Source organism: Natronococcus amylolyticus DSM 10524, from assembly GCF_000337675.1.
Taxonomy (GTDB): Archaea; Halobacteriota; Halobacteria; order Halobacteriales; family Natrialbaceae; genus Natronococcus; species Natronococcus amylolyticus.
This window is the reverse complement of record NZ_AOIB01000013.1, coordinates 311,689-331,415: the sequence shown is the minus strand read 5'-3', so window position 1 is coordinate 331,415 and position 19,727 is coordinate 311,689. Positions and strand designations below refer to the sequence as shown.

Sequence of the window (19,727 nt, the reverse complement as noted above, 5' to 3'; positions counted from 1 at the left end):
GGAGTCGTGGCCGTTTTACCGGCTCGCTCCAACAGTGGATCGATGGAGTACGTCCAGGATCGGATCGCGACGCTCCACGACCTCGGCGGGGAACCGCTCGCTACTGGTCTCGAGGGCGATCCCGTCGCCGACACGGCCGTCGTCGTTCCGATGACCGACCGGGAACACGAGAGCCCGGCCGCAACCCGCGTGCTCGCCGAACTCGAGTCTCTCGAGCCCGCCGCGGTCGTCGTTCCGGTCCGGGCGTCGCCCGCTCGGATCGGCCCGTTCCGCGAGTGGCTCGAGACCTTCGCCCTGCCGATCGAGGTGCTATGGTGTAACGCGCCGGCCCTCGAGGAGCGACTCGCGGACGCCGGGCTCGCCGGCGAGACCGGCAAGGGACGGGACGTCTGGCTCGCGCTCGGCCCCGCCGCCGAGGCCGGCGAGTACGTGGTCGTCCACGACGCCGACGCCCGCAGCTACGAGGCCGACCACGTCCGTCGGCTGCTCGCGCCCCTGACTATGGAGTTCGCTTTCTCGAAGGGCTACTACGCGCGCGTCGAACGCGGACGGCTCTACGGGCGTCTGTTCCGGCTGTTCTACGAGCCGCTGCTCAGAACCCTGTCGGCCCGACACGACGAGCCGATCCTCGAGTACTGTAGCGCCTTCCGGTACGCGCTGGCCGGCGAGTTCGCGATGACCGCCGACCTCGCAGAACGGCTCCGCCCGCCCCGGACCTGGGGACTCGAGGTCGGAACCCTCGGCGACGCCTTCGATCACGCCGGGTTCGCGGGCACCGCGCAGGTCGATCTTGGCGTCCACGAGCACGACCACCGTGCGGTCGCCGGCGAGACCGGGCTCGAGGGTATGAGCCGGACGGTCGGCGCCGAACTGCTTCGGGTGCTCGAGGCCGGCGGCGTCGACCCCGACTACGAGACGCTACCGGGGCGCTACCGGGAGACCGGACGGGAGCTGATCGCCCAGTACCGGGCCGACGCGGCGTTCAACGGGCTCGCGTACGATCCAGAGCGCGAACACGACCAGCTCGAGCGCTACGCCGCTGCGATCGAACCGCCCGGACCGGACCGCCGGCTGCCCCGCTGGCTCGACGTCCCGATCGAGTCCGAGACCGTCCGCGAACGGGCGCGTCCGTGGCACGGACCTCGGGTCGGCTCCGCGGGAGGCGGCTGACTTTTTGACCGTCGTACTGGATTGCGAGACGAACGCCCCGAGGCCCCGTAGCCGGGACCGAAACCGGCGCTCGGCGGGGGACGGATTCCCCGTGTCTCCGTGTGCGGGGCAACATTCAACAGCGCACCGACCGTGGACGGCGTATGAACGCGACCGCCGACGAACTCGCCGGCGTCGTCGACCTCTTCGGCGGGCTTACCCGAGCCGAACTCGAGCGGGCCCTCTCCGAGGCGGCGTTTCGCGCCGACGGCGGCGACGTCGATTCTGACGCCCTCGAGACGGGGATCGACCGGGCCCGGGAGTCGTTCGCCCTCGTCGCCTACGACCCTCTCGAGCAACCGACCCCCGACGGAACCGAGTCCGACGAACCGCTGCTGGTCGCCGGGCCGACCGCGTTTCCGACCGTTCCCGAGGGCGCCGAGGACGTTCCCCACATCCTTGACATCGAGCCCAGACGGCCCGATCGCGAGGCCCTCGGCGAGACGGTTCGCGAGGAGTTCGTCGCGGCGGCCGACGCGGCCGTCGACGACGGCGACGACGACAGGATCGAAACGCTGCTGGACGTGAGCTACGACGTCGAAACGTGGGCGCCCGTCGATCTCGCGGACGAACGCGCGCGACTGGAGGCTGCCCTCGAGTGATCAGATGGGACCGAGACTGAACCTCGCGCCGATCGCGGACCACCCCCCGATCGGCATCGACGATCAGGAACACGACGCGGCCGTCGTCGCCCCCGTCATCGAGCGCGACGAGGAGGACTACCTGCTGTTTACCCGCCGATCCGACGATCTGGGCAACCACCCCGGGCAGATGAGCTTCCCCGGCGGCGGCGCCGAACCGGAAGACGAGTCGATCCTCGCGACCGCGTTGCGGGAGGCGAACGAGGAGATCGGGCTCGAGCCCGACGAGGCCGAGGTCGTCGGCCAGCTCGACGATATCCGGACGATCTCGGAGTACGCCGTCACCCCCTTCGTGGCCAGGGTGCCCGACCGGGAGTACGAGCGCGACGGGATCGAGGTCGCCGAGATTGTCGTCCTTCCGCTCTCGGGGTTTCTCGACCCCGAGAACTACGAGTGCGAACGCCGCGACCACCCCTACTACGGCGACATCGTCATCCACTACTTCCACGTCGACGGCTACACCGTCTGGGGGGCGACGGGGCGCATTCTGGTCCAGCTGCTCGAGCTGACCACCGGATTCGAGGCGCCCGAACGAATCGATCGTTCGACGCTGTGAGACGCTCCCGTACGAGTCCTGCGCGGAACGTCAGCTTTTTGCTCGCGGCCCGCCCAGCACGTCCATGATCGCGCAGACGAGTGATCGCGTTCCGAACCGATCGTAGCCGCCTTTTCGTCGCGCGAGGTGAGTCCCAATGTTAACTACGAACACCGTCGCCCGAGCCGGACTGGACGGGATCGCGCTGAAACCCGCGGAGTGTGACGTCTCCCTGGCCGCATCGATCCCCGCCGAGACGATCGCCGTCGACTACGAGGGCCGGGACCACATCCCGACAGCGTCGGTCCTCGAGTCGCTGTCGACCGACGCCGACGTCTTCGTGACGACCCCGGTCCGGGCCGACGGCTTCGATCCGCTGGGTGACGACTCCCTGCTTGCCGAGCTGCCGTCCGGAGTCGGGCGCGTGCTGGTCGCCGGCCACCCCGCCTACCTCACCGACGAGGAACGCGAGCGGGCCGTCGCGCCCCGACTGGGTGCGGCCCTCGAGACCGACCCCGACGCCTGGGTCGGCTCCGAGAGCGTCGAGCGCATCGCGATGGCGACGGGCGCGACCCAGTACGACCTGCTCTCGCGGTCGACTCCCCGCGAGCTTCGGGCCCTCCGGTCGGCCGGCTTCGAGGGTGACCTCGCGGTCTACGCGCCCGCGGTGTTCGCCGCCGAGGACGACGCCGTCCTCGACGCCGTCGGCGACTACGTCGCCCGCCGCCGTCCCGTCGCCCGCGCGCTGCCCGAGGATTGTGCGACGGACTCGAGCGCCAGCGGACGCGCGCGCGAAGTCCTGCTGAAGGCCGCAGGGGACTACGCGCTCGTCGGCACCGAGCGGGAGGTCAGCGAGCAGACCGAGACCCTCCGGGAGGCCGGCGCGACGACCGTCGTCGGCTACCCCGCTCGAGGGTTGGATCCCCTGCTCGAGTAGCGCGGTCTCGTCTCCTGTTTTCGGCTTCTGAATAATTGCTGAAACGGTGGTGGGTGCGGCAAGAGGCTCGTCTCCCATAATTGCTGAAACGGTGGTGTGTCTCGATTCCGTACCGGCGTAAATACTAATCACCTCCTCCCAGGTAGACGCGTTCAACCACCCTCGAGGGGCTCCTCGAGCCCTCTTTTTCGATCCCGTCCCGTGTAAATAAGTCCCTCCGGTGCCCACCGCCGGGTATGACGTTGCTCGCCGAACGGACGACGACGGCGGCCGCCGAGGACCTCGAGGCGGCTTCCGTCGCCGTCCTTCCCGTCGGAAGCACCGAACAGCACGGCCCCGCGCTCCCGCTGGGGATGGATCACATGGCCGCCGAGGGCTTTGCTCACACAGTGTCCGACCGCGAGGACGCAGTCGTCCTCCCGACGCTCCCGGTCGGCGTCAGCGAACACCACCGCCAGTTCGACGGCACGCTGTACGTCGGCCCGGAGACCTTCGAGGACTATGTTCGGGAAACGATCTCGAGCCTCGCCAACCACGGCGTCCGGAAGGCCGTCGTGGTCAACGGCCACGGCGGCAACTCGGGGGCGCTCCGGCGGGCCGCCCGTCGGCTGCGCGAGGAGCGAACGGCGTTCGCCCCGCCCTGGAATTGGTGGGACGCTGTCGACGAACTCGCCGACGAGCTGTTCGAGGAAGACGGCGGCCACGCCGACGCGGCGGAGTCGAGTCTGCTCTGGCACCTCCGCGAGGACCTCGTCCGGCCCGACGCGCTCGAGGCCGCCGAGGCCGGCGCGAGCGAGGGCTGGGGTGAGTCGGTCCACGGCGCCGTCCTTGGGTTCGACACGATCGACTTCTCCGAGAGCGGCGCGGTCGGGCGGCCGACCCAGGCCGATCCCGAGAAGGGCCGACGGCTGTTCGAGACCGGCTGCGACCAACTGGAGGCGCTGCTCGATTGGCTCGTCGAGCGCCCGCTCGAGGCCTGCTGGCCTCGTGATGAGCGATGAGCGGGGAGCCCGAACTCGCCGTCGGCGCGGATGCGTTCACCGAGCGCGGTCGCGACCTCGAGGTGGCCGTCGTCGGCGCGGGGGCGATCGGCGCGACCGCGGCCTACGACCTGGCCCGGGAGGGCGCCGACGTGACGCTGTACGACCGCGGCTCGATCGCGAGCGGCTCGAGCGGGCGCGCGGCGGGGGTCTGTTACGACGCCTTCGCCGACCCGCTGGACGCCGAGATCGGCGGCGACGCGATCGAGCGCTTCCGGGAGCTGTCGGGCGACGACACGTTCCCGTTCGTCGAGTGTCCCTACGTCTGGCTCGCTCGGGAGGGCGACGAGCGCAACGCCGAGGCGCTTCGCGACCAGATCACGCGCATGCAAGAAAACGGGACGATCGCGCTCGAGGTCGACGGGGACGAACTCGCAGAACGGTTTCGCGCCCTGCGGACCGACGACGTCGCGGTCGCGGGGATCGCCGGTGCCGCGGGCTACACCGACCCGGCGACGTACACGGCCTGTCTCGCGGCCGCCGCCGACGGATCCGGCGCGACGCTGCGTCCGGAGACGCCGGTTCGGGTTCGGACCGATCCCGCCCGTGTCGTGCACGATGCCGACGGGAGCACCCACGAGGTCGACGCCGTGCTCGTCGCCGCGGGCGCCCACACGAAGCGGGTGCTCGCGGACGCCGGGGTCTCGATCGCGATGAAGCCCTACCGCGTGCAGGCGCTGGTCGCGGACTGCGAGCTCGCCGAGCCGATGTGTTACGACGCCACCGGGGAGTTCTACCTGCGGCCCCACGCCGACGGCGTGCTGGCGGGCGACGGCACCGAGTACGTCGAGGCCGACCCCGACGACTACGACCGGGACGCCTCGCCGGGCTTTGCGACGGACTTGCTCGAGCGCGTCGATCACCGAGTTTCGGGGATCCACCTCGAGCCCGACGACGTCGTGCGGGCTTGGGCGGGGCTGTGTACGGCGACGCCGGATCGGGACCCGCTGGTGGGCGAACTCGAGGACGGGCTGTACGTCGCCACCGGGTTCCAGGGCCACGGCTTCATGCGTGCGCCCGCAATCGGCGAGCGCGTCGCCGACCAGGTGCTCGGCGGCGAGGGGATCGACCCCTTCGATCCGACTCGCTTCGATGGTGACGAGGCGTTCGACGTCGTCGAGGGGATGACGATTCGGGAGAACTAGTCGTCGATCGGGATCTCGTCGGTACCGGGCTCGGTATCGCTCGCGTCCTCGGCCGTCGAGGCGTCCTCGATCTCGCCGTCGTCGATCGCCGAGTGTTTCGGAATCTCGATCCGCAGGGCCCCCGCTTCAGAGAGCGTGGCCGTCCCCGCGTCGGGTTCGACGAGCGCGTCGCCGGGAAGTTCGGCTTCGCCCTCGAGTTCCATCCCGCGGCCGGGAAAGCGCATCTCGTAGCCGTCGTGGAACTGTCGGAAGCGGTCGATCTTGACCGTGACCGTCCCCTCGAGATACCGAACCTGAATGTCGTCGGGGCCGGCACCGGGGGCGTCGAAGACGACGAGGTAGCCGGTCTCGTTCTCGAGGAGGTCGACCGCCAGCGGGCGGTGGCGCTGTACGCGACCGTTGGCGCGACCGATCTGGCGGTAGAGGGCGGCGCCGACCGCGTCCGCGAAACTCGAGAGACTCATCGGCGATCAACCCCGCGGGGCGAACGCAGCCGAACCGAGCACGACGACCGAGGGATCCTGATCATGGTCAGATTCGAACGGTACGCTCGGCTCGTTCTTAGTGATTGTGGCGCGGAAACTACGGGACTGTACGGCGTTTCTGGGAGGATCTACAGCTCGACGGGTTTCAGACAGTCCGTGCCGCCACAGACCGGACAGGACAGCTCGGAGACGTCGAAGTCGTCGGGAACGTCGTACGTGTAGTGGTTCTCGAAGAGGTCGAGAAAGCAGTCCTCGGCGGTACAGACGATTTCCTCGGTTGGTGGCATACACGATAGTAGCGCCACGACGACCATCAACGTCGGGGTTACGGTACGTCAGGCCGTCGTCAGTTCGAAGCGCGTCGAGCCATCCGGGTCGCTTCGAAAGCCGAGTGGTCCTCCGGCCTCTACCGCTCGGTCTGACCACGCCGGGCGGGACTGAAAGGGGCGATGCGCCGAGCCGCGCTCGGCGCGTCGGGGCTTTCGTGTAGTCACCGTTTTACCGCTCGAGGCGCTACCTGGCGCCATGACTGACCCCGAGACGCTGTCGGTGACGATCGTCGACGGCTACGTCGACGAGCCCGCTCACTTCGGGGTGCCGCCGTACATCTCGACGTACCCCCGCTACACCGCGGGAGCCCTCGTCGACGCGGGCGTTCCCCGCGAGAAGATCACGTACCACACGATCGACGGCCTACGCGACGAGCCCGACCGGTGGCGTGACGTCGACGAGGCCGACCTCCTGATCTATTTGGGTGGGATGACCGTCCCCGGGAAGTACGTCGGCGGCACGCCGGCCGAACCTGACGAGGTTCGCAAGCTCGCCTGGACCGCAAGCGGCACGAGTCTGATGGGCGGTCCCGTGAAGTTCGGCGTCGGCGACGAGAACGCCGGCGCCACGGAAACCGAGCGCCAGGACCTGGACTTCGATTTCGTCGCCAAGGGCGACGTCGAGGCCGCCGTCCACGATCTGGTCGAGAGCGGCCTCGAGGGTTTCAACAACCGGATGCGCGACGTCGACGAGGTCTCGCGGTGGGCCCAGGAAGGGGCCTTTATCGTCGAGCAACATCCGAATCATCCCGACTACCTTATCGCCGAGCTCGAGACCTCTCGAGGCTGTGCCTACCGGTGTTCGTTCTGTACCGAACCCCTCTACGGGAATCCGACGTTCCGCCCGCCGCCGTCGGTCGTCGGCGAGGTCGACGCCCTCTCCGATCTCGGCGTTCGGCACTTCCGAATCGGCCGCCAGGCAGACATCCTCGCCTACGGCGGCGACGGCGAGGCCCCGAACCCAGACGCCCTGCGCTCGCTGTACGGCGGGATCCGCGAGGTCGCACCCGACCTCGAGACGCTTCACCTCGACAACATGAACCCCATCACGATCGTCGAGTGGCCCGAGAAGAGTCGGGAGGGGATCCGAATCATCGCCGAGCACAACACGCCGGGCGACACCGCGGCCTTCGGCCTCGAGTCGGCCGATCCGCTGGTCCAGGAGGAGAACAACCTCAACGTCACCGCAGAGGAGTGCTTCGAGGCGGTCAAGATTGTCAACGAGGAAGCAGGGTGGCGCCCGGGAGGGCCGGACGATCCGAGGCCCTCCGAACGCGCGAACGGCGCAGTCGCAAGCGCGGGCAAGGACGCACCGACCCGTCTCCCCAAGCTCCTGCCCGGGATCAACCTCTTACACGGGCTCAAGGGCGAGCGCGAGGAGACCTACGAGCGCAACCTCGAGTTTCTCCACCGGGTGTACGACGAGGGGTACATGCTTCGTCGGGTGAACATCCGGCAGGTGATGTCGTTCGACGGCACCGAGATGAGCGAGACGGGCGCCGAGATAGCAAACGACCACAAGAAGCTCTTCAAACGCTACAAGACGCAAGTACGGGAGGAGATCGACAACCCGATGCTTGCCCGCGTCGCCCCGCTCGGAACGGTGTTGCCGAACGTCCACCTCGAGTACCACCAGGACGGGAAGACGTTCGGCCGTCAGCTGGGAACCTACCCGCTGCTGGTCGGCATCCCGGGCGAACGCCCGCTCGGAGAGACGATCGACGTCGCCGTCGTCGACCACGGCTACCGATCGGTGACCGGCGTGCCGTACCCGCTGGATCTCAACGAGGCGTCGATGGACGAGCTGACGACTATCCCCGGTATCGGGAGTTCGACTGCAGGAAACATCGTCGTCAACCGGCCCTACGACTCGGTCGCCGACGCCGAGTTCGGCGGCGAGGTCGATCTCGAGGGGTTCGCGACGATCCGGCCGCTCGAGCGCGCCGACTGATGACCGCGGTGACGTCCCGCGAGTGCCACGGCACACCACGGTAGTCGTTCGGTAGTTCTATTACGGTTGGCACGCAGAGTCAAAGTCGAGGGTCTACCTGTGGAAATATCTGAAAAACTGCTGTGTTTGTTCAGTACGGAAGTCTCGGAGGAAGAGGATCGGTACGTCATCGAGGTGCCCCGACAGGAGGTCGAAACCGGCGACATCGACGCCGGTGACGTCTATCGTGTCGCGCTCATCTCTCGTGATGAAGCAACCGAGGAGTCGTCCGCATCGACGCCCCAGCCCAAGACCGCGCCGTCGGAACCGCAGCCGCCGGTCGACGTCAACGAGACTCGATACGTCGAGATCGAGGACATCGGCAAGCAGGGCGACGGGATCGCTCGCGTCGAGCGAGGCTACGTGATCATCGTTCCGGGCGCCGACGTCGGCGAGCGCGTCAAGGTCGAGATCACCGAGGTCAAGTCGAACTTCGCGGTCGGCGAGATCATCGAGGACACGTTCTAAGGAACGCGCTCCTTTCACGGGGTATCGTGACCGGCCTACGGCCGGTCGCGTGGCGGTTCCGTCGCCACGTCATCCGGTTGCGGGCTGACGGCCCGTAATCCGTTCACCCCCCATAAAAACCGTCCTCAGAAATCGAAAATTTCTGATGGAGTCGTAAGCGCCCACGCTTGCGGACTTCGATCAACAACCACCGGAAGAACGTGCTCTCTCGAGCTCTCGCTCGTTCCATCGGAACTCGCGAGAAAGGCCGAGCGCGCCGTGGGTCGGTTTGGAGCGAGCAGTGCAGGCGAGAACCGTAACAAAGACGAGCGGCGAAGCCGCGAGTAAGGCGCGCTCGGAGAGATGGCGTACTTCGTGCGCCGTATACAAGCTTGGCGGTTCTCGAAGCCGCTGTCGTTCTAGGGACAGGGCCCGCAAGACTCCGTTTGTCCGCCTCTATCCGACAGTGCATATTCGGAGCAGTCATCCGGTCGCGAATCGGGCAGTCCTCCCGAACGATAATAGCGTAGGTTCTCGAAAGGAGAGACATGCCGGACGAGGAGGCAGCGGCCGAGGCCTTCGGAACGCTGTCCGATCCCACGCGGATCGCGATTTTGCGGGCGTTCGCGGAGGCGCTGGACGAGCAGGGGCTCACTCCAGGGGGATCGATGCCGGAGCTGTCCTTTTCGGAGCTGTACGAGCGAGTGGAGATCGACTCGACGTCACGATTGTCATATCACCTCGAGAAGCTCGATGGGGCCTACCTTCGGCACACCGACGAAGGCTGGAAGTTCACCTACGCCGGCGAGGCGATCGTCAGACAGTACCTCGCGGGCGCGTACGCCGGCGACGTCGAACTCGACCCCTTCGAAATCGAGGGGAGTTGTCTGCACTGTGACGCCGAAGAGCTCGTGACCGACGTCGAGGACAGGATGTTGATGCACCGCTGTGAGGAGTGTGGTGAGTGCTTCGGGAACATTCCCGTGACCCCCGCGCAGGTGACTGCTCGGGACGACGAGGCCGTGATCGAGAGCGTGAAGACGCGGACTGCGAGTTACTTCCAGCAGTTCCGCGAGGGGGTCTGTGCGATCTGTGGGGGGCGCAACGACCTCGATGTCAGGAACGTCGAGGACGTGGCGCCCGGGTCGCTCCGGTTCGTCGCGATCGCACGCTGTCGGAGCTGCTGGACCAGGTTCAACGGTCCGCTATCGGTGTGGCTCGCCACCCATCCCGCCTCGATCGCCTTCCACTGGGAACACGGTATCGACACCACGTCTCTGAGCACGTTCGAGATGGTACCACGCGTCATGGACGAGCGGTGGTCCACCGACCGTCTCGCCGCGGACACGTACGAGGTGACCTACCGTGTCGACGAGGACGCCCTCCGGTTGCTCGTCGGCGACGACCTGTCCGTCGAGCGGGCCGAACGCGTGCGACGCGATTCGGTCGGCGATCGCTGATCCTCTCGGATTCGTTACTCAATAGCAGTTGAGCGATTTTGCCCTGTGAGCCGATCCGCCGCGTCGAACCTGCAACGAACCGCCGGATATACTCAACCCATTTTTTGAACCAGATGCGACATATGTAATTTATTCGATAATAGTTAAGGGTGAGTCCGGGTGACGTCCGAATACGCGATGAGCGTACTCGAGACAAACGACCTGACGAAACGCTACGGTGGCCGGCCGGTCATCGACGCACTGGGCCTGACGGTCGAGCGCGGGGAGGTGTTCGGCCTCGTCGGGCCCACTGGTGCCGGCAGATCGACGCTGCTCGATCTGCTGGCTGGGAGCGTCCGGCCCTCCAGAGGGAGCGCGACGGTTCCGGGGCTGAATCCCCGGCACGACCGGGACCGGCTCAACGAACGCGTGGGGTACCTCCGGGAGACCGTCGACCTCGACGGCACGCGATCCGGGTGGGAACACCTCCGGATGACGACGGGCCGAACGATCGACGACGAGGCGATCCCCGGCGTCGAGTCGATGATCGAGCAGTCCGGCCAACTGGTCGCGTGCGTCTCCGACGCTGACGCCAAGGCGACGGTCGTCCAGGAGATCGCCCACGTTGGCGCCGCGATCCATGACCTCGCCGTCGCGGCACCCGACGACTCGAATCGACAGCGACCCACCGATAGCCGAACCACCGGTGACGAACGCTAACACCATGCTACGAACGCTACCCCATCGAACGGCCGACGTCGTAACGACACACAACTACCTCGTCGTCATCCTCGCGCTCGTGCTCACGGCGGGCCTGGTCGCCGGCATCACGAACGCCGAGATGGGCGGCGACGGCGGCTTCGCCGGTGCCGTCGAGACCGACGTCGACGAGGCGGAAGGATACGTCCAGGCGAACTACGAAACCGACAGTGGCGACGATCCGGCAGCGCACTTCCCAGTCTACGTGCGGGACGACGGCGGCAACGCCCTCTCGACGGACGCGTTGATCGCCACGCTGGAGTACCAGCAGTCGGTCGCCGAGGACGACGCCGTCGCCGACGCGCAGACCGACGACGAGGTCCTGAGCATCGCCTCGCTGGTCGGGACGCAGGCCGCCAGTGATCCCGACGCCAGCCTCGACGAACAGATTGCCGCCCTGGAGGCGGCCGACGAGGACGAGGTCGCCGCACTCGTCGAGGCGACGCTCGCCGAAGATCCTCGTGCCCAGTTGCTGGTGCCCAACAGCTATGCGCCCGGTACCGCCGAGGCCGAGAGCACACAGGTCGTCTTCGCGTTCGAGCCCACCGAGGACGGCGAGGCGTCCGCCGACGCCCAGTACGCGCTGGCCGACGGGGCCGCCGACCGCGAAACCCCCGAGTTCTTCACGCTCGGCGAGCCGGCGATGGACGAGATGTCCGAGACGAGCGTGGAGAACACGGTCTTCCTGGTGCTGCCGGTCGTGCTCGGGCTGATCCTCGCCGTCGCCGCCTTCGCCTATCGCGACGTTGTCGACGTGGTCGTCGGGCTCACGGGCGTGCTCGTCTCGATCCTCTGGATGTTCGGCATCCTGGGCTGGCTCGGCGTCGAGGTCGGGCCCGCGGTCGTGATCGGCCCGGTCCTGATCGCGGGGCTGTCGATCGACTACGGATTCCACGTCTTTACGCGCTACCGCGAGGAGCGCGAGGCGCTACGCGCCTCGGATACGCGAACCGGGAGCGAAGCGGCCCGTGAGCAACGAGGCCCTGACGACCCAGTCCGATCCTCGATGGCTCGCGGGCTTCGTGCGGTCGCGGTCGCGTTCGGGCTCGTGACGATCACCGCCGGCATCGGTTTCCTCGCTAACGTCGTCAACCCCGTCGGTACTCTACAGGACCTCGGGATCGCGATCACGCTCGGCGTGGTGTCGGCGTTCGTGGTCTTCGTCACCCTGGTGCCCGCACTGAAGGTCACGATCGACGACGCCCTCGAGCGGCTCGGCTTGGATCGTCGCAAGCGGCCGCTGGGTGCCGGCGCCTACGTCGGCCCGCTCCTCTCGAGCACGGTGGCGCTGGCCCGCCGGGCGGCCCCCGTCGTAATCGTCGTTGCGCTCCTCGTCGCGGCCGGCGGTGCGGTCGCGTGGACGGCCCTCGACGAGGAGACAATGGGCGCCGAGAACCCCGACGTCGCCGAGTGGAAACAGGAGCTGCCCGGCCCCGTCGGCTGGGAGGAAAACGAGGCGATGGCGAATCAGGAGTACGTCGGCGAGCAATTCCGTAGCGCCGCGGCCGACGAGGACGACCGCGTCCAGCTCCTCGTCGAGGGATCGGTGACCGACGACAACGCGCTGTACGCGCTCGAGGCAGGCATCGACGAGGGGGTCGAACGTGGCACGTTCGCCGAGGGACGCGTGGACACTATCGAGACGCCGACGGCCGTACTTAACGAGGTCGCTGCCGAGGACGAGGAGTTCGCGAGCACGGTCGAGGCTGCTGACACGACCGGCGACGGGATCCCCGACAGCGACCTCGAGGCAGTGTACGACCACCTCTACGAGGTCGATGCCGAGGCGGCGAGCGCGGTGATCGAGCGGGAGGACGGGGAGTACCAGTCGCTGCGAGCGATCGGGCCACCCCAGGCCGCCGACGGGCCGGCGATCGACGGCGATCGGTCGGGGAACCTGTTCGCGGTCGGCGACGCGGTCGAGGCCGAGGGCGGCGACCTGGAGGCGACCGTCGTCAGCGACGCCACCGCCGAGCAGGCGGCGATCGAGCGGATTACCGACGGCATCGTCCGGGTGATGATCGTCGCCGTGGCCGCGGTATTCCTGACGCTCGTCGCCGTCTACCGGCGGGTACACGGGAGCGCCACCCTCGGCCTGCTGACGGCTGTCCCCGTCGCGCTCGTGCTCGGGTACGTCGTCGGCGGGATGTACTTGCTGGACGTCCCGCTGAACTTCCTGACAGCGCTGCTGGTGAGCCTGGTGATCGGAATTGGCGTCGACTACTCGATCCACCTCAGCGACCGGTTCGCACACGAGCGCGCTCGCGGCCGGACCGATCTCGACGCCCTCGAGACCGCCGTCACCGGTACCGGCGGCGCCCTCCTCGGGAGCATGTCGACGTCAGTCGCTGCCTTCGCCGGCATGTTGGTTCACCCCGATCCGTCGTTCGGGAACTTCGCGACGCTGGTCGTCCTGGCGATGGTCGCCGCGTTCGTCGCGAGTGTGGTCGTCCTGCCGAGCCTGCTGTACCTGTGGGCGCGCTCCGTGAGCACCGAACCGGCGACCGAAGATGCTGACCCTGACGTCGTAGTGTCTACCCAGGACTGAGATGGACAAGTCTGGAATAGGTCACGGCTCACCGCGTTACATCTTTTTGCGAATGGAACGGAGAAGCATACGCCGAGCGAAGCGAGGGGTTTCACCGACGGCGAGCCCCGTGGGCGAGCCGTCGGCCTTTTTTCATCATCAGAACCGCAAAGCGGTTCTGATCAGCAGTCAGAACGCGTCGCGTTCTGACGACATCGAAGTTTTTTGCCGGGGGTNCAGAACCGCAAAGCGGTTCTGATCAGCAGTCAGAACGCGTCGCGTTCTGACGACATCGAAGTTTTTTGCCGGGGGTTGAGGCTGACGCCGATGGCGTCAGTCGATGCCCTCGGCAAAAAAGTTCGCTGTACATAGCGCACCTACCGAAGACCGCACAAAAACCGTTACAGTAGCCTGCCGGCTCTCGAGCCACTCTACTCCGGGATCGTCTCCCGGAACGTCTCCGGGTCGTCGTGGAAGCAGTCGCCGACGACGACGGCGTCCGCGCCGGCCTCGAGGATCTCGCTCGCCTTTTTGGAACTGTCGATCCCGCCGCCGTAGAACAGCGCTGTCTCCTCGAGATATCGCGCGGCGGCCTCGACGTCGCCGGGACCGCCGTAGGTGCCCGAGTACTCGACGTAGAAGATCGGGAAGTCGTAGAACGCCTCCGTCGCGAGGGCCGCGCCGGCGACCTCGTCGGGACTGTAGGCGGTGTCGACGCCCGAGACGGCTGCAGCCGTCGACTCGAGGTGTTGGACGACGTACCCCTCGCCGACGAGCTTGTCCGCGAGTTCCGCGACCACCTCGACGCCCTTCGAGGCGATCAGGTCGCCGACGAGGGGAACGCTCGAGCCGAGCAGTTCGTCGGGTTTCTGCCCGACCTCGGTGAACAGCTCGACGTGCTTGCCGACGAAGTGGTCCCGGTCGCCGTTGTAGACGGCGGGGATCGAGACGGCGTCGGCCGCCTCGATGGTTTCCCGCGAGACGTGGCTCGAGCTGTACGGCTCCTGAAAGACCGGAATCTCCGAGAAGACGTCCGTGACGCGTTCGATCGCCTCGAGGCTGTTCGACTCGGTGACGCCGTCGGAGCCGCCGACGAGCACCAGATCGGTCCCCTCGAGGACGCCGAGATCCGACGGCAGGGATTTCGCCGGATCGACCTTCGTGACGTGGGTGATCTCGTCCCAGTCGACGTTCATGCGGACGGATTCCGCGGTTGCGTAAAATCCCTGTCGGTTCGAAGCCGCGGATCCGAGTCGATCACTCCTCGAGCGGGGTTCCGTCGACCCGCTTTGCGCCCTCGGAGTCGTGGACGACGACCTCGCCCGGTTCCCGATCCGCGGGCTCGTACTCGTCGCGGACGCCGATCGCTTCCTCGAGTTCCCGGACTGCGCGCTCTTTCAGCGCGCGGGCGAGTTCCTCCGCGTCCTCGCGGGAGATCTCTCGGCCCAGTCCCTCGCACTCGTGTGCGCGGAGGACGCCCGCTTCGTCCTCGCTGTCGGCACCTGCCTGCGCCGGGAGCGAAACGCTGTCGACGGCCTCGCCCATCGGCTGGCTCGTTCCCGCGAGCCCGACGCTGAAGGGGTAGGTGCGACAGATCAGCGGTCGGTCCTCGTGGACGGTACAGGCGCCGACGCCGGCCTCGTCCTCCGCGTAGAACGCGCAGTCCCCACAGCCGTCGGTTTCGAGCGCCCACTCGAAGGTCTCGCCCTCGAGCCCGTCGTCGCCCTCCTCGAGGCCGTACGGCATCGGTCGGGCGACATCGCGCCACTCGCGGTCCTCGGCGTCGGGAATTGCCTCGCCCTCGAGGTTGTCGTCGGTAGGCGCGTCCTCGAGCCGACGGACCTCGTCGGGGAACACCGTCGCCGTGTGTTCGTCCTCGCCGTGGCCCGTACAGCAGGCGCCACAGCGGGTACACTCGAAGCCGATCGACTCGATGGCGTCGGCCAGGTCGTCGACGGCCAGCTCGCGGGCGGACTCGAGTTCGGCTTCCAGCGATCGCACGTTCGTCACTACGTCTCGAGGGGCAAAAGCCGGTCGCTTGGCGCCGCCTCCTACGTGGGGCGGACTGTCTTCCGAGCGAGGACGAACCGTTACGACCGCTCGAGACCTACGCTAGCGCATGTCATCGCTCAACGAGGAGATGGGCGACGTTCAGACGGAGATCGATCACGTGCGCGAGCACCTCCGGAGAGAGGTCCCCGACCTCTTCGCGTTCGACGTCACCGTCAGCCGGATCGAGTACAACGCGAACAGCAACAGCGTCACGCTCACCGTCGAACCCAGCTCCGAGGCCCGCAAGCAGATTTCCGAGGAGTTCGGCGGCGTCCGGGTGCGGATGGAGGATCAGCTCACCTTCGAGTTCCAGTTCACCTCGAACTCGTAGCGCGCTCGCCGTCCCACTCGAGTCGGCCCTCGACGGCGAGCTTCTCGAGGTGGGCCCCGACGGTCGCCCGCGCGAGGTCGCGAACCCCCTCGAGGTCCTTCTCGTAGGCGCCCTCGAGGATCGCCGCGAGCGAGCCGGCGCCGTCGTCGACCGCCTCGAGCACCCGTCGCTCGCGCCGGAGTCGGTGGGCGATGAGTCGCTCGAGGACCGCCCGCGGCGTCTCGATCGTAGGACCGTGGCCCGGGTGCAGCGCCGGCGGATCGATCGCCCGGAGCCGACGCAGCGTCGTCAGGTACGCGCGCATGTCGCCCTCGGGGGCGCCGACGACGACGCTACCCTCGGCGACGGCACAGTCCCCGCAGACGATCGGCCCGTCCGAGCCGGCCTCGAACGCGAGGTGGTCGGGTGCGTGTCCCGGCGTCTCCAGAACGCGCACGCGCTCGTCACCGAGGTCGATCGTCGCCCCCGGAAGCAGCTCCCGGTCGGGGTCCCGTCCCGTCGCCTCGCGGAACCGCTCGCTCCGTCCGTACCGACCCCAGACGGTCGCGCCGGTTTCGGCCGCGTAGGCGTCGACCGCGCCGACGTGGTCGGGATGGGTGTGGGTGACGACGACGTGTTCGACCGACCGCTCGGCGACGAGCCGATCGAGTTCGTCGGTGCGGGCCGCGGGATCGACGAGCACCGACGGCTCCTCGCCGAGCAGGTAGGCGTTGGTCGTCCCTCCGGGTGCGCGGGTACGGACGGGGACGGCGACGGACGCGACGTTCATGGGCGGCCATCACGGTCGGCGAAAAAAGGCGTATCGGAGACCGTCAGCGTTCGGTCCCGACGGCAATCAGTGTTTGAGGAAGTACACTTGCTTGCGCGCGTCGCGGAAGCTGTACCGGGAGCCGATGAGCTCGACATCCTCGAGGCGGTTGAGCGCGTAGCGAACGGTCCGGTCGGGCAGCAGCGACTCCTCGGCGAGCTGTCCCTGCGACAGCGGCGAGTCGGCCTCGAGAACCTTGGCGACGAGCTTCGCACTCGGCGGCAGGTCGCGAAGGCGGTCGCGGTACTCGTCTTCGGAGAGTGAGTCCTCGGCGGCGGCAGCGTGGTCCTCTGCGGTACTCATGCTCATACCTACCACAGCGGAAGCAGAGGTGGTAAAGCTTCCCTATATGTGGATACGAACAATCCAGTTTGTAATAGGTGTTTAGACGTCATATTATCACATGTATCTGAACCGTCCGGTTCTGGTCTGACCGAGCACTCTAGTAGTTGCCTCGTGGCTGCAGTCGCCGACTATCGACGGCGTTCGTACCGTGGATCGGTGTGTCACTTTCGGGACAGCCGCCGACGGACTCCAGTATCGTTTTATCCTGTCGCTGCTGTAGTTGGAGCCAGTGTGAAAGGACAGGAGTGGTACCAAGCCGACGACGTCGCCGCCGAGTACGACGACAAGCGCTTCTCCCAGGGCGGCCAGCTGATCGACCGCCGGGAGAAGGAAGCCGTACTCGAGGCCATCATGCCCGTCGAGGACCGCAACGTCCTCGAGATCGCCTGTGGTACCGGGCGGTTTACCGTCATGCTCGCCGAGCGTGGCGCAGACGTCGTGGGACTGGACATTTCGGCAGCGATGTTGCAACAGGGACGCAAGAAAGCGCAGACGGCGAACCTAGACGGAACCCTCGAGTTCCTGCGGGGCGACGCCGGACGACTGCCGTTTCCCGACGATCACTTCGACACCGTCATCGCGATGCGGTTTTTCCATCTGGCGGACGACCCCGAGGCGTTCCTGCGGGAGATGCGTCGGGTCTCGCGCGACCAGATCGTCTTCGACACGTTCAACCGCTTCAGCGCGCGCAGCGTCTACAACTGGGCGCTTCCGATGGGGTCGCGGCTCTACTCGAAGAGCGAGGTCAGCGTGTTGCTCGCGAAAGCGAATCTGACGCTGGTCGACGTCGAGGACGACTTCCTGGCGCCGTACGGGCTCTATCGGTCGATCCCGAACCGACTGGCGACCGCGATCCGCACGCTCGACGAGACGGTCGGCGGCCGTTCGCTGACCGATCACTTCGCGTCGGTGTCGTACTGGAACACGCGCGTTCGCTGATCGCGGGATCGAATTCCGCCCTATTTTTATCCTCGGGTAGTTCTACTATACGGTATGGAGCTCTCGGTAGTCGTCTCGACGCTCAACGACCGGGAGCGACTGCTGTCCTGTCTCGACGCGCTCGAGGCCGAAACCCCACACGGGACGGAGATCATCGTCGTCAACGGCCCCTCCTCGGACGGAACGACGGGCGTCGTTCGCGAACGCGATGACGTCGACGTCCTCGTCGAGATCTCGGAGCGAAACCCCAACGTCTCCCGTAACGCCGGCTTCGAGGTGGCGACGGGGGAGATCGTCGCCTTTCTCGACGCCGAGTACGCGATCGAACCCGGCTGGTACGAGGCCCTCGAGGATGCGACCGCCGACAGCGCCGACATCGTCGCGGGCCCGACACGCGAGGCCGACGGAACGGTCCCGGAGAGCGAGCGTACCCAACGGATCGTCGGCCACAGCGTGACGGTCTTCGACGGCGGCAACGTCGCGTTCGACCGGACCTCGCTCGAGGCCCTGGACGGGTTCGACGAGTACCTCGAGAGCGACGGCGCGCGCGACTGTGCCCACCGGGTGAGCGGCCTGGGCTTCGAGGTCGCCTGGTCGCCGTCGATGGCCGTCCGCAGCGACGTCGGCGCCGACGGCGGCCGGCCCGACCCGGAGTGGGGAACGACGTACCGGGCACTGGCCTACGGTCTCGGGAAGAACTACGGCCCGCGACCGACCGTACTCGGACGGACAGTCGGCAGCGCGATCCGGGACGGCCTCTCGGGGGTTCGGGAGATCGTCACCGGGGACGCGACGCCGACCGGCTGGTTCTCCGACGGGGTCGACGTCGTCACGAACGCCGCAGGCGGGTTCAAAGACGGTGTGCGTGCACGCTACGCGGATCGATCGACCCGCCGCAATCCGAACGGACTGTCAGTGCGCCACGATCGAGCCGTTCGGATCTACGATCGCCGATGATCACTCCCGGCTGAACTGGGGTTCCCGGTCGGCGAGTCGCGCATCGAATCCTTCCCGATAGTCCTCGGTGTCATCGAGTTCGCGCCCCAGTGCCCGTTCGAACTCGAGCCCCTGCTCGAGGGGCGTCTCGAGAGCGGCGTTGAGCGCCTGCTTCCCGTTCCCGAGACCCAGCGGTGCGTTCTCGCAGAGTCGGTCCGCGAACGCCTTCGCCCGTTCGTCGACTGCGTCGTCCGCACAGAGTTCGTGGACGAGTCCCATCCGCTTCGCCTCCTCCGGCTCGACGAACTCGCCGGTGAGGATGATCTCCTTGGCCTTCGAGAGCCCGACCAGCCGTGGGAGGCGCTGGGTGCCCCCGCCGTGGGGGAACGTTCCCAGCGTCACCTCGAGCAGTCCGTACTTCGCATCGCGGCCCAGAACCCGGAAGTCACAGGGCAGGGTCAGTTCGAACGCGCCAGCCGGCGCGGCCCGCTTGATCCCGGCGACGACCGGCTGGCGGGTCCGCTCGATGGTCTCGAGCAGCGAGGGGAAGACGTCCCGATCGATGTCGGAGTCGGGTTCGACCCGGTCGCGCATCATCTCGAGGTCCATCCCGGCGCTGAGGACGGGTCCCTCTCCGAGCAGGGTGACCGCCCAGACGTCCTCGTCGGCGTCGACGCGATCGAACGCCGCGGTCAGATCCCGCATGAGCTCGACCGACATCGCGTTTCGTTTCTCGGGTCGGGCGAGGTAGACGTCGGCTCGTCGGTCGTTCCGATCGATACGCGCGAGTCCAGTGCCAACGGATTCCATGACGGAGCGATTCGCCGCTAGGG

21 protein-coding genes are annotated in these 19,727 nt (G+C 67.4%); 14 read left to right on the top strand and 7 right to left on the bottom strand.

Annotated elements, in window-relative coordinates; genetic code table 11:
- The first annotated feature begins 42 nt into the window (after nucleotides 1-42).
- From C491_RS03795 to C491_RS03770, 6 genes are all read left to right on the top strand, one after another.
- Complete coding sequence (locus C491_RS03795) at nucleotides 43-1,170, top strand: glycosyltransferase family protein (protein WP_005553909.1); 1,128 nt, start codon at nucleotides 43-45, stop codon at nucleotides 1,168-1,170.
- A 143-nt stretch (nucleotides 1,171-1,313) separates the two neighbouring features.
- A complete protein-coding gene (locus tag C491_RS03790) occupies nucleotides 1,314-1,811 on the top strand; it encodes a DUF7109 family protein (protein ID WP_005553907.1) in 498 nt (165 codons plus the stop codon).
- Between the two features lie 4 nt (nucleotides 1,812-1,815).
- Nucleotides 1,816-2,406 (top strand): NUDIX hydrolase, encoded by a 591-nt coding sequence (locus C491_RS03785; RefSeq protein ID WP_005553905.1) that lies wholly within the window; start codon nucleotides 1,816-1,818, stop codon nucleotides 2,404-2,406.
- A 136-nt stretch (nucleotides 2,407-2,542) separates the two neighbouring features.
- The gene (locus C491_RS03780) at nucleotides 2,543-3,322 is read left to right on the top strand and encodes a DUF7388 family protein (RefSeq protein ID WP_005553903.1); all 780 of its coding nucleotides are present in this window, start codon (nucleotides 2,543-2,545) and stop codon (nucleotides 3,320-3,322) included.
- Between the two features lie 236 nt (nucleotides 3,323-3,558).
- Nucleotides 3,559-4,323 (top strand): creatininase family protein, encoded by a 765-nt coding sequence (locus C491_RS03775; RefSeq protein ID WP_005553902.1) that lies wholly within the window; start codon nucleotides 3,559-3,561, stop codon nucleotides 4,321-4,323.
- On the top strand, nucleotides 4,320-5,507 hold the full coding sequence (locus tag C491_RS03770) for an NAD(P)/FAD-dependent oxidoreductase (RefSeq protein ID WP_005553900.1): 1,188 nt from the start codon (nucleotides 4,320-4,322) through the stop codon (nucleotides 5,505-5,507). The genes C491_RS03775 and C491_RS03770 overlap by 4 nt, the downstream gene beginning before the upstream one ends.
- On the opposite strand, the gene C491_RS03765 is transcribed toward C491_RS03770, so the two are convergent.
- Both C491_RS03765 and C491_RS23115 read right to left on the bottom strand, forming a co-directional pair.
- The gene (locus tag C491_RS03765; RefSeq protein ID WP_005553898.1) at nucleotides 5,504-5,971 is read right to left on the bottom strand and encodes an Hsp20/alpha crystallin family protein; all 468 of its coding nucleotides are present in this window, start codon (nucleotides 5,969-5,971) and stop codon (nucleotides 5,504-5,506) included. The genes C491_RS03770 and C491_RS03765 overlap by 4 nt on opposite strands.
- A 149-nt stretch (nucleotides 5,972-6,120) precedes the next feature.
- On the bottom strand, nucleotides 6,121-6,279 hold the full coding sequence (locus C491_RS23115; RefSeq protein ID WP_005553897.1) for a DUF7559 family protein: 159 nt from the start codon (nucleotides 6,277-6,279) through the stop codon (nucleotides 6,121-6,123).
- Nucleotides 6,280-6,517: 238 nt separating this feature from the next.
- Here C491_RS23115 and C491_RS03755 point away from each other — a divergent pair, with 238 nt between their 5' ends.
- The 5 genes from C491_RS03755 (at nucleotide 6,518) to C491_RS03735 (ending at nucleotide 13,504) form a co-directional block, all read left to right on the top strand.
- Nucleotides 6,518-8,272, top strand: a complete 1,755-nt coding sequence (locus tag C491_RS03755; protein ID WP_005553895.1) for a radical SAM protein — start codon at nucleotides 6,518-6,520, stop codon at nucleotides 8,270-8,272.
- Between the two features lie 99 nt (nucleotides 8,273-8,371).
- Nucleotides 8,372-8,779 carry a TRAM domain-containing protein gene (locus tag C491_RS03750; protein ID WP_005553893.1) on the top strand — a complete coding sequence of 136 codons (408 nt, stop codon included), beginning with the start codon at nucleotides 8,372-8,374 and terminating at the stop codon, nucleotides 8,777-8,779.
- 527 nt (nucleotides 8,780-9,306) lie between these two features.
- Nucleotides 9,307-10,218, top strand: a complete 912-nt coding sequence (locus tag C491_RS03745) for an ArsR/SmtB family transcription factor (RefSeq protein WP_005553891.1) — start codon at nucleotides 9,307-9,309, stop codon at nucleotides 10,216-10,218.
- A 177-nt stretch (nucleotides 10,219-10,395) separates the two neighbouring features.
- Complete coding sequence (locus C491_RS03740) at nucleotides 10,396-10,917, top strand: ATP-binding cassette domain-containing protein (protein ID WP_152421277.1); 522 nt, start codon at nucleotides 10,396-10,398, stop codon at nucleotides 10,915-10,917.
- A gap of 4 nt (nucleotides 10,918-10,921) precedes the next feature.
- The gene (locus C491_RS03735; RefSeq protein WP_005553887.1) at nucleotides 10,922-13,504 is read left to right on the top strand and encodes an efflux RND transporter permease subunit; all 2,583 of its coding nucleotides are present in this window, start codon (nucleotides 10,922-10,924) and stop codon (nucleotides 13,502-13,504) included.
- A gap of 410 nt (nucleotides 13,505-13,914) precedes the next feature.
- On the opposite strand, the gene C491_RS03730 is transcribed toward C491_RS03735, so the two are convergent.
- Nucleotides 13,915-14,679: a heptaprenylglyceryl phosphate synthase gene (locus C491_RS03730; protein WP_005553885.1), complete on the bottom strand. Its 765-nt coding sequence runs from the start codon at nucleotides 14,677-14,679 to the stop codon at nucleotides 13,915-13,917.
- A 61-nt stretch (nucleotides 14,680-14,740) separates the two neighbouring features.
- Nucleotides 14,741-15,484, bottom strand: coding sequence for a YkgJ family cysteine cluster protein (locus C491_RS03725; RefSeq protein WP_049891455.1), 744 nt, complete (start codon nucleotides 15,482-15,484; stop codon nucleotides 14,741-14,743).
- 118 nt (nucleotides 15,485-15,602) lie between these two features.
- Here C491_RS03725 and C491_RS03720 point away from each other — a divergent pair, with 118 nt between their 5' ends.
- Nucleotides 15,603-15,866, top strand: coding sequence for a hypothetical protein (locus tag C491_RS03720; RefSeq protein WP_005553881.1), 264 nt, complete (start codon nucleotides 15,603-15,605; stop codon nucleotides 15,864-15,866).
- Here C491_RS03720 and C491_RS03715 read toward each other — a convergent pair.
- A complete protein-coding gene (locus C491_RS03715; RefSeq protein ID WP_005553879.1) occupies nucleotides 15,850-16,635 on the bottom strand; it encodes an MBL fold metallo-hydrolase in 786 nt (261 codons plus the stop codon). The genes C491_RS03720 and C491_RS03715 overlap by 17 nt on opposite strands.
- Nucleotides 16,636-16,701: 66 nt before the next feature.
- Nucleotides 16,702-16,983, bottom strand: coding sequence for a MarR family transcriptional regulator (locus C491_RS03710; protein ID WP_005553878.1), 282 nt, complete (start codon nucleotides 16,981-16,983; stop codon nucleotides 16,702-16,704).
- 267 nt (nucleotides 16,984-17,250) lie between these two features.
- Here C491_RS03710 and C491_RS03705 point away from each other — a divergent pair, with 267 nt between their 5' ends.
- Together C491_RS03705 and C491_RS03700 are read left to right on the top strand one after the other, a co-directional pair.
- On the top strand, nucleotides 17,251-17,958 hold the full coding sequence (locus C491_RS03705; protein WP_005553877.1) for a class I SAM-dependent methyltransferase: 708 nt from the start codon (nucleotides 17,251-17,253) through the stop codon (nucleotides 17,956-17,958).
- Between the two features lie 54 nt (nucleotides 17,959-18,012).
- The gene (locus C491_RS03700; protein ID WP_005553875.1) at nucleotides 18,013-18,915 is read left to right on the top strand and encodes a glycosyltransferase family 2 protein; all 903 of its coding nucleotides are present in this window, start codon (nucleotides 18,013-18,015) and stop codon (nucleotides 18,913-18,915) included.
- Here the strand turns inward: C491_RS03700 and C491_RS03695 are convergent, their stop codons facing one another.
- On the bottom strand, nucleotides 18,916-19,704 hold the full coding sequence (locus tag C491_RS03695; RefSeq protein WP_005553873.1) for an enoyl-CoA hydratase/isomerase family protein: 789 nt from the start codon (nucleotides 19,702-19,704) through the stop codon (nucleotides 18,916-18,918). It abuts the gene before it with no gap.
- Nucleotides 19,705-19,727: the final 23 nt, after the last annotated feature.

Excerpts from the sequence above, each read along its gene's own strand:
- C491_RS03795 (WP_005553909.1), top strand. The coding sequence starts at position 43 with ATGGAGTACGTCCAGGATCGGATCGCGACGCTCCACGACCTCGGCGGG.
- C491_RS03775 (WP_005553902.1), top strand. The coding sequence starts at position 3,559 with ATGACGTTGCTCGCCGAACGGACGACGACGGCGGCCGCCGAGGACCTC.
- C491_RS03785 (WP_005553905.1), top strand. The coding sequence starts at position 1,816 with ATGGGACCGAGACTGAACCTCGCGCCGATCGCGGACCACCCCCCGATC.
- C491_RS03780 (WP_005553903.1), top strand. The coding sequence starts at position 2,543 with ATGTTAACTACGAACACCGTCGCCCGAGCCGGACTGGACGGGATCGCG.
- C491_RS03715 (WP_005553879.1), bottom strand. The coding sequence starts at position 16,635 with ATGAACGTCGCGTCCGTCGCCGTCCCCGTCCGTACCCGCGCACCCGGA.
- C491_RS03740 (WP_152421277.1), top strand. The coding sequence starts at position 10,396 with ATGAGCGTACTCGAGACAAACGACCTGACGAAACGCTACGGTGGCCGG.
- C491_RS03745 (WP_005553891.1), top strand. The coding sequence starts at position 9,307 with ATGCCGGACGAGGAGGCAGCGGCCGAGGCCTTCGGAACGCTGTCCGAT.
- C491_RS03700 (WP_005553875.1), top strand. The coding sequence starts at position 18,013 with ATGGAGCTCTCGGTAGTCGTCTCGACGCTCAACGACCGGGAGCGACTG.
- C491_RS03710 (WP_005553878.1), bottom strand. The coding sequence starts at position 16,983 with ATGAGCATGAGTACCGCAGAGGACCACGCTGCCGCCGCCGAGGACTCA.
- C491_RS03720 (WP_005553881.1), top strand. The coding sequence starts at position 15,603 with ATGTCATCGCTCAACGAGGAGATGGGCGACGTTCAGACGGAGATCGAT.
- C491_RS03755 (WP_005553895.1), top strand. The coding sequence starts at position 6,518 with ATGACTGACCCCGAGACGCTGTCGGTGACGATCGTCGACGGCTACGTC.
- C491_RS23115 (WP_005553897.1), bottom strand. The coding sequence starts at position 6,279 with ATGCCACCAACCGAGGAAATCGTCTGTACCGCCGAGGACTGCTTTCTC.
- C491_RS03790 (WP_005553907.1), top strand. The coding sequence starts at position 1,314 with ATGAACGCGACCGCCGACGAACTCGCCGGCGTCGTCGACCTCTTCGGC.
- C491_RS03765 (WP_005553898.1), bottom strand. The coding sequence starts at position 5,971 with ATGAGTCTCTCGAGTTTCGCGGACGCGGTCGGCGCCGCCCTCTACCGC.
- C491_RS03695 (WP_005553873.1), bottom strand. The coding sequence starts at position 19,704 with ATGGAATCCGTTGGCACTGGACTCGCGCGTATCGATCGGAACGACCGA.
- C491_RS03735 (WP_005553887.1), top strand. The coding sequence starts at position 10,922 with ATGCTACGAACGCTACCCCATCGAACGGCCGACGTCGTAACGACACAC.
- C491_RS03730 (WP_005553885.1), bottom strand. The coding sequence starts at position 14,679 with ATGAACGTCGACTGGGACGAGATCACCCACGTCACGAAGGTCGATCCG.
- C491_RS03770 (WP_005553900.1), top strand. The coding sequence starts at position 4,320 with ATGAGCGGGGAGCCCGAACTCGCCGTCGGCGCGGATGCGTTCACCGAG.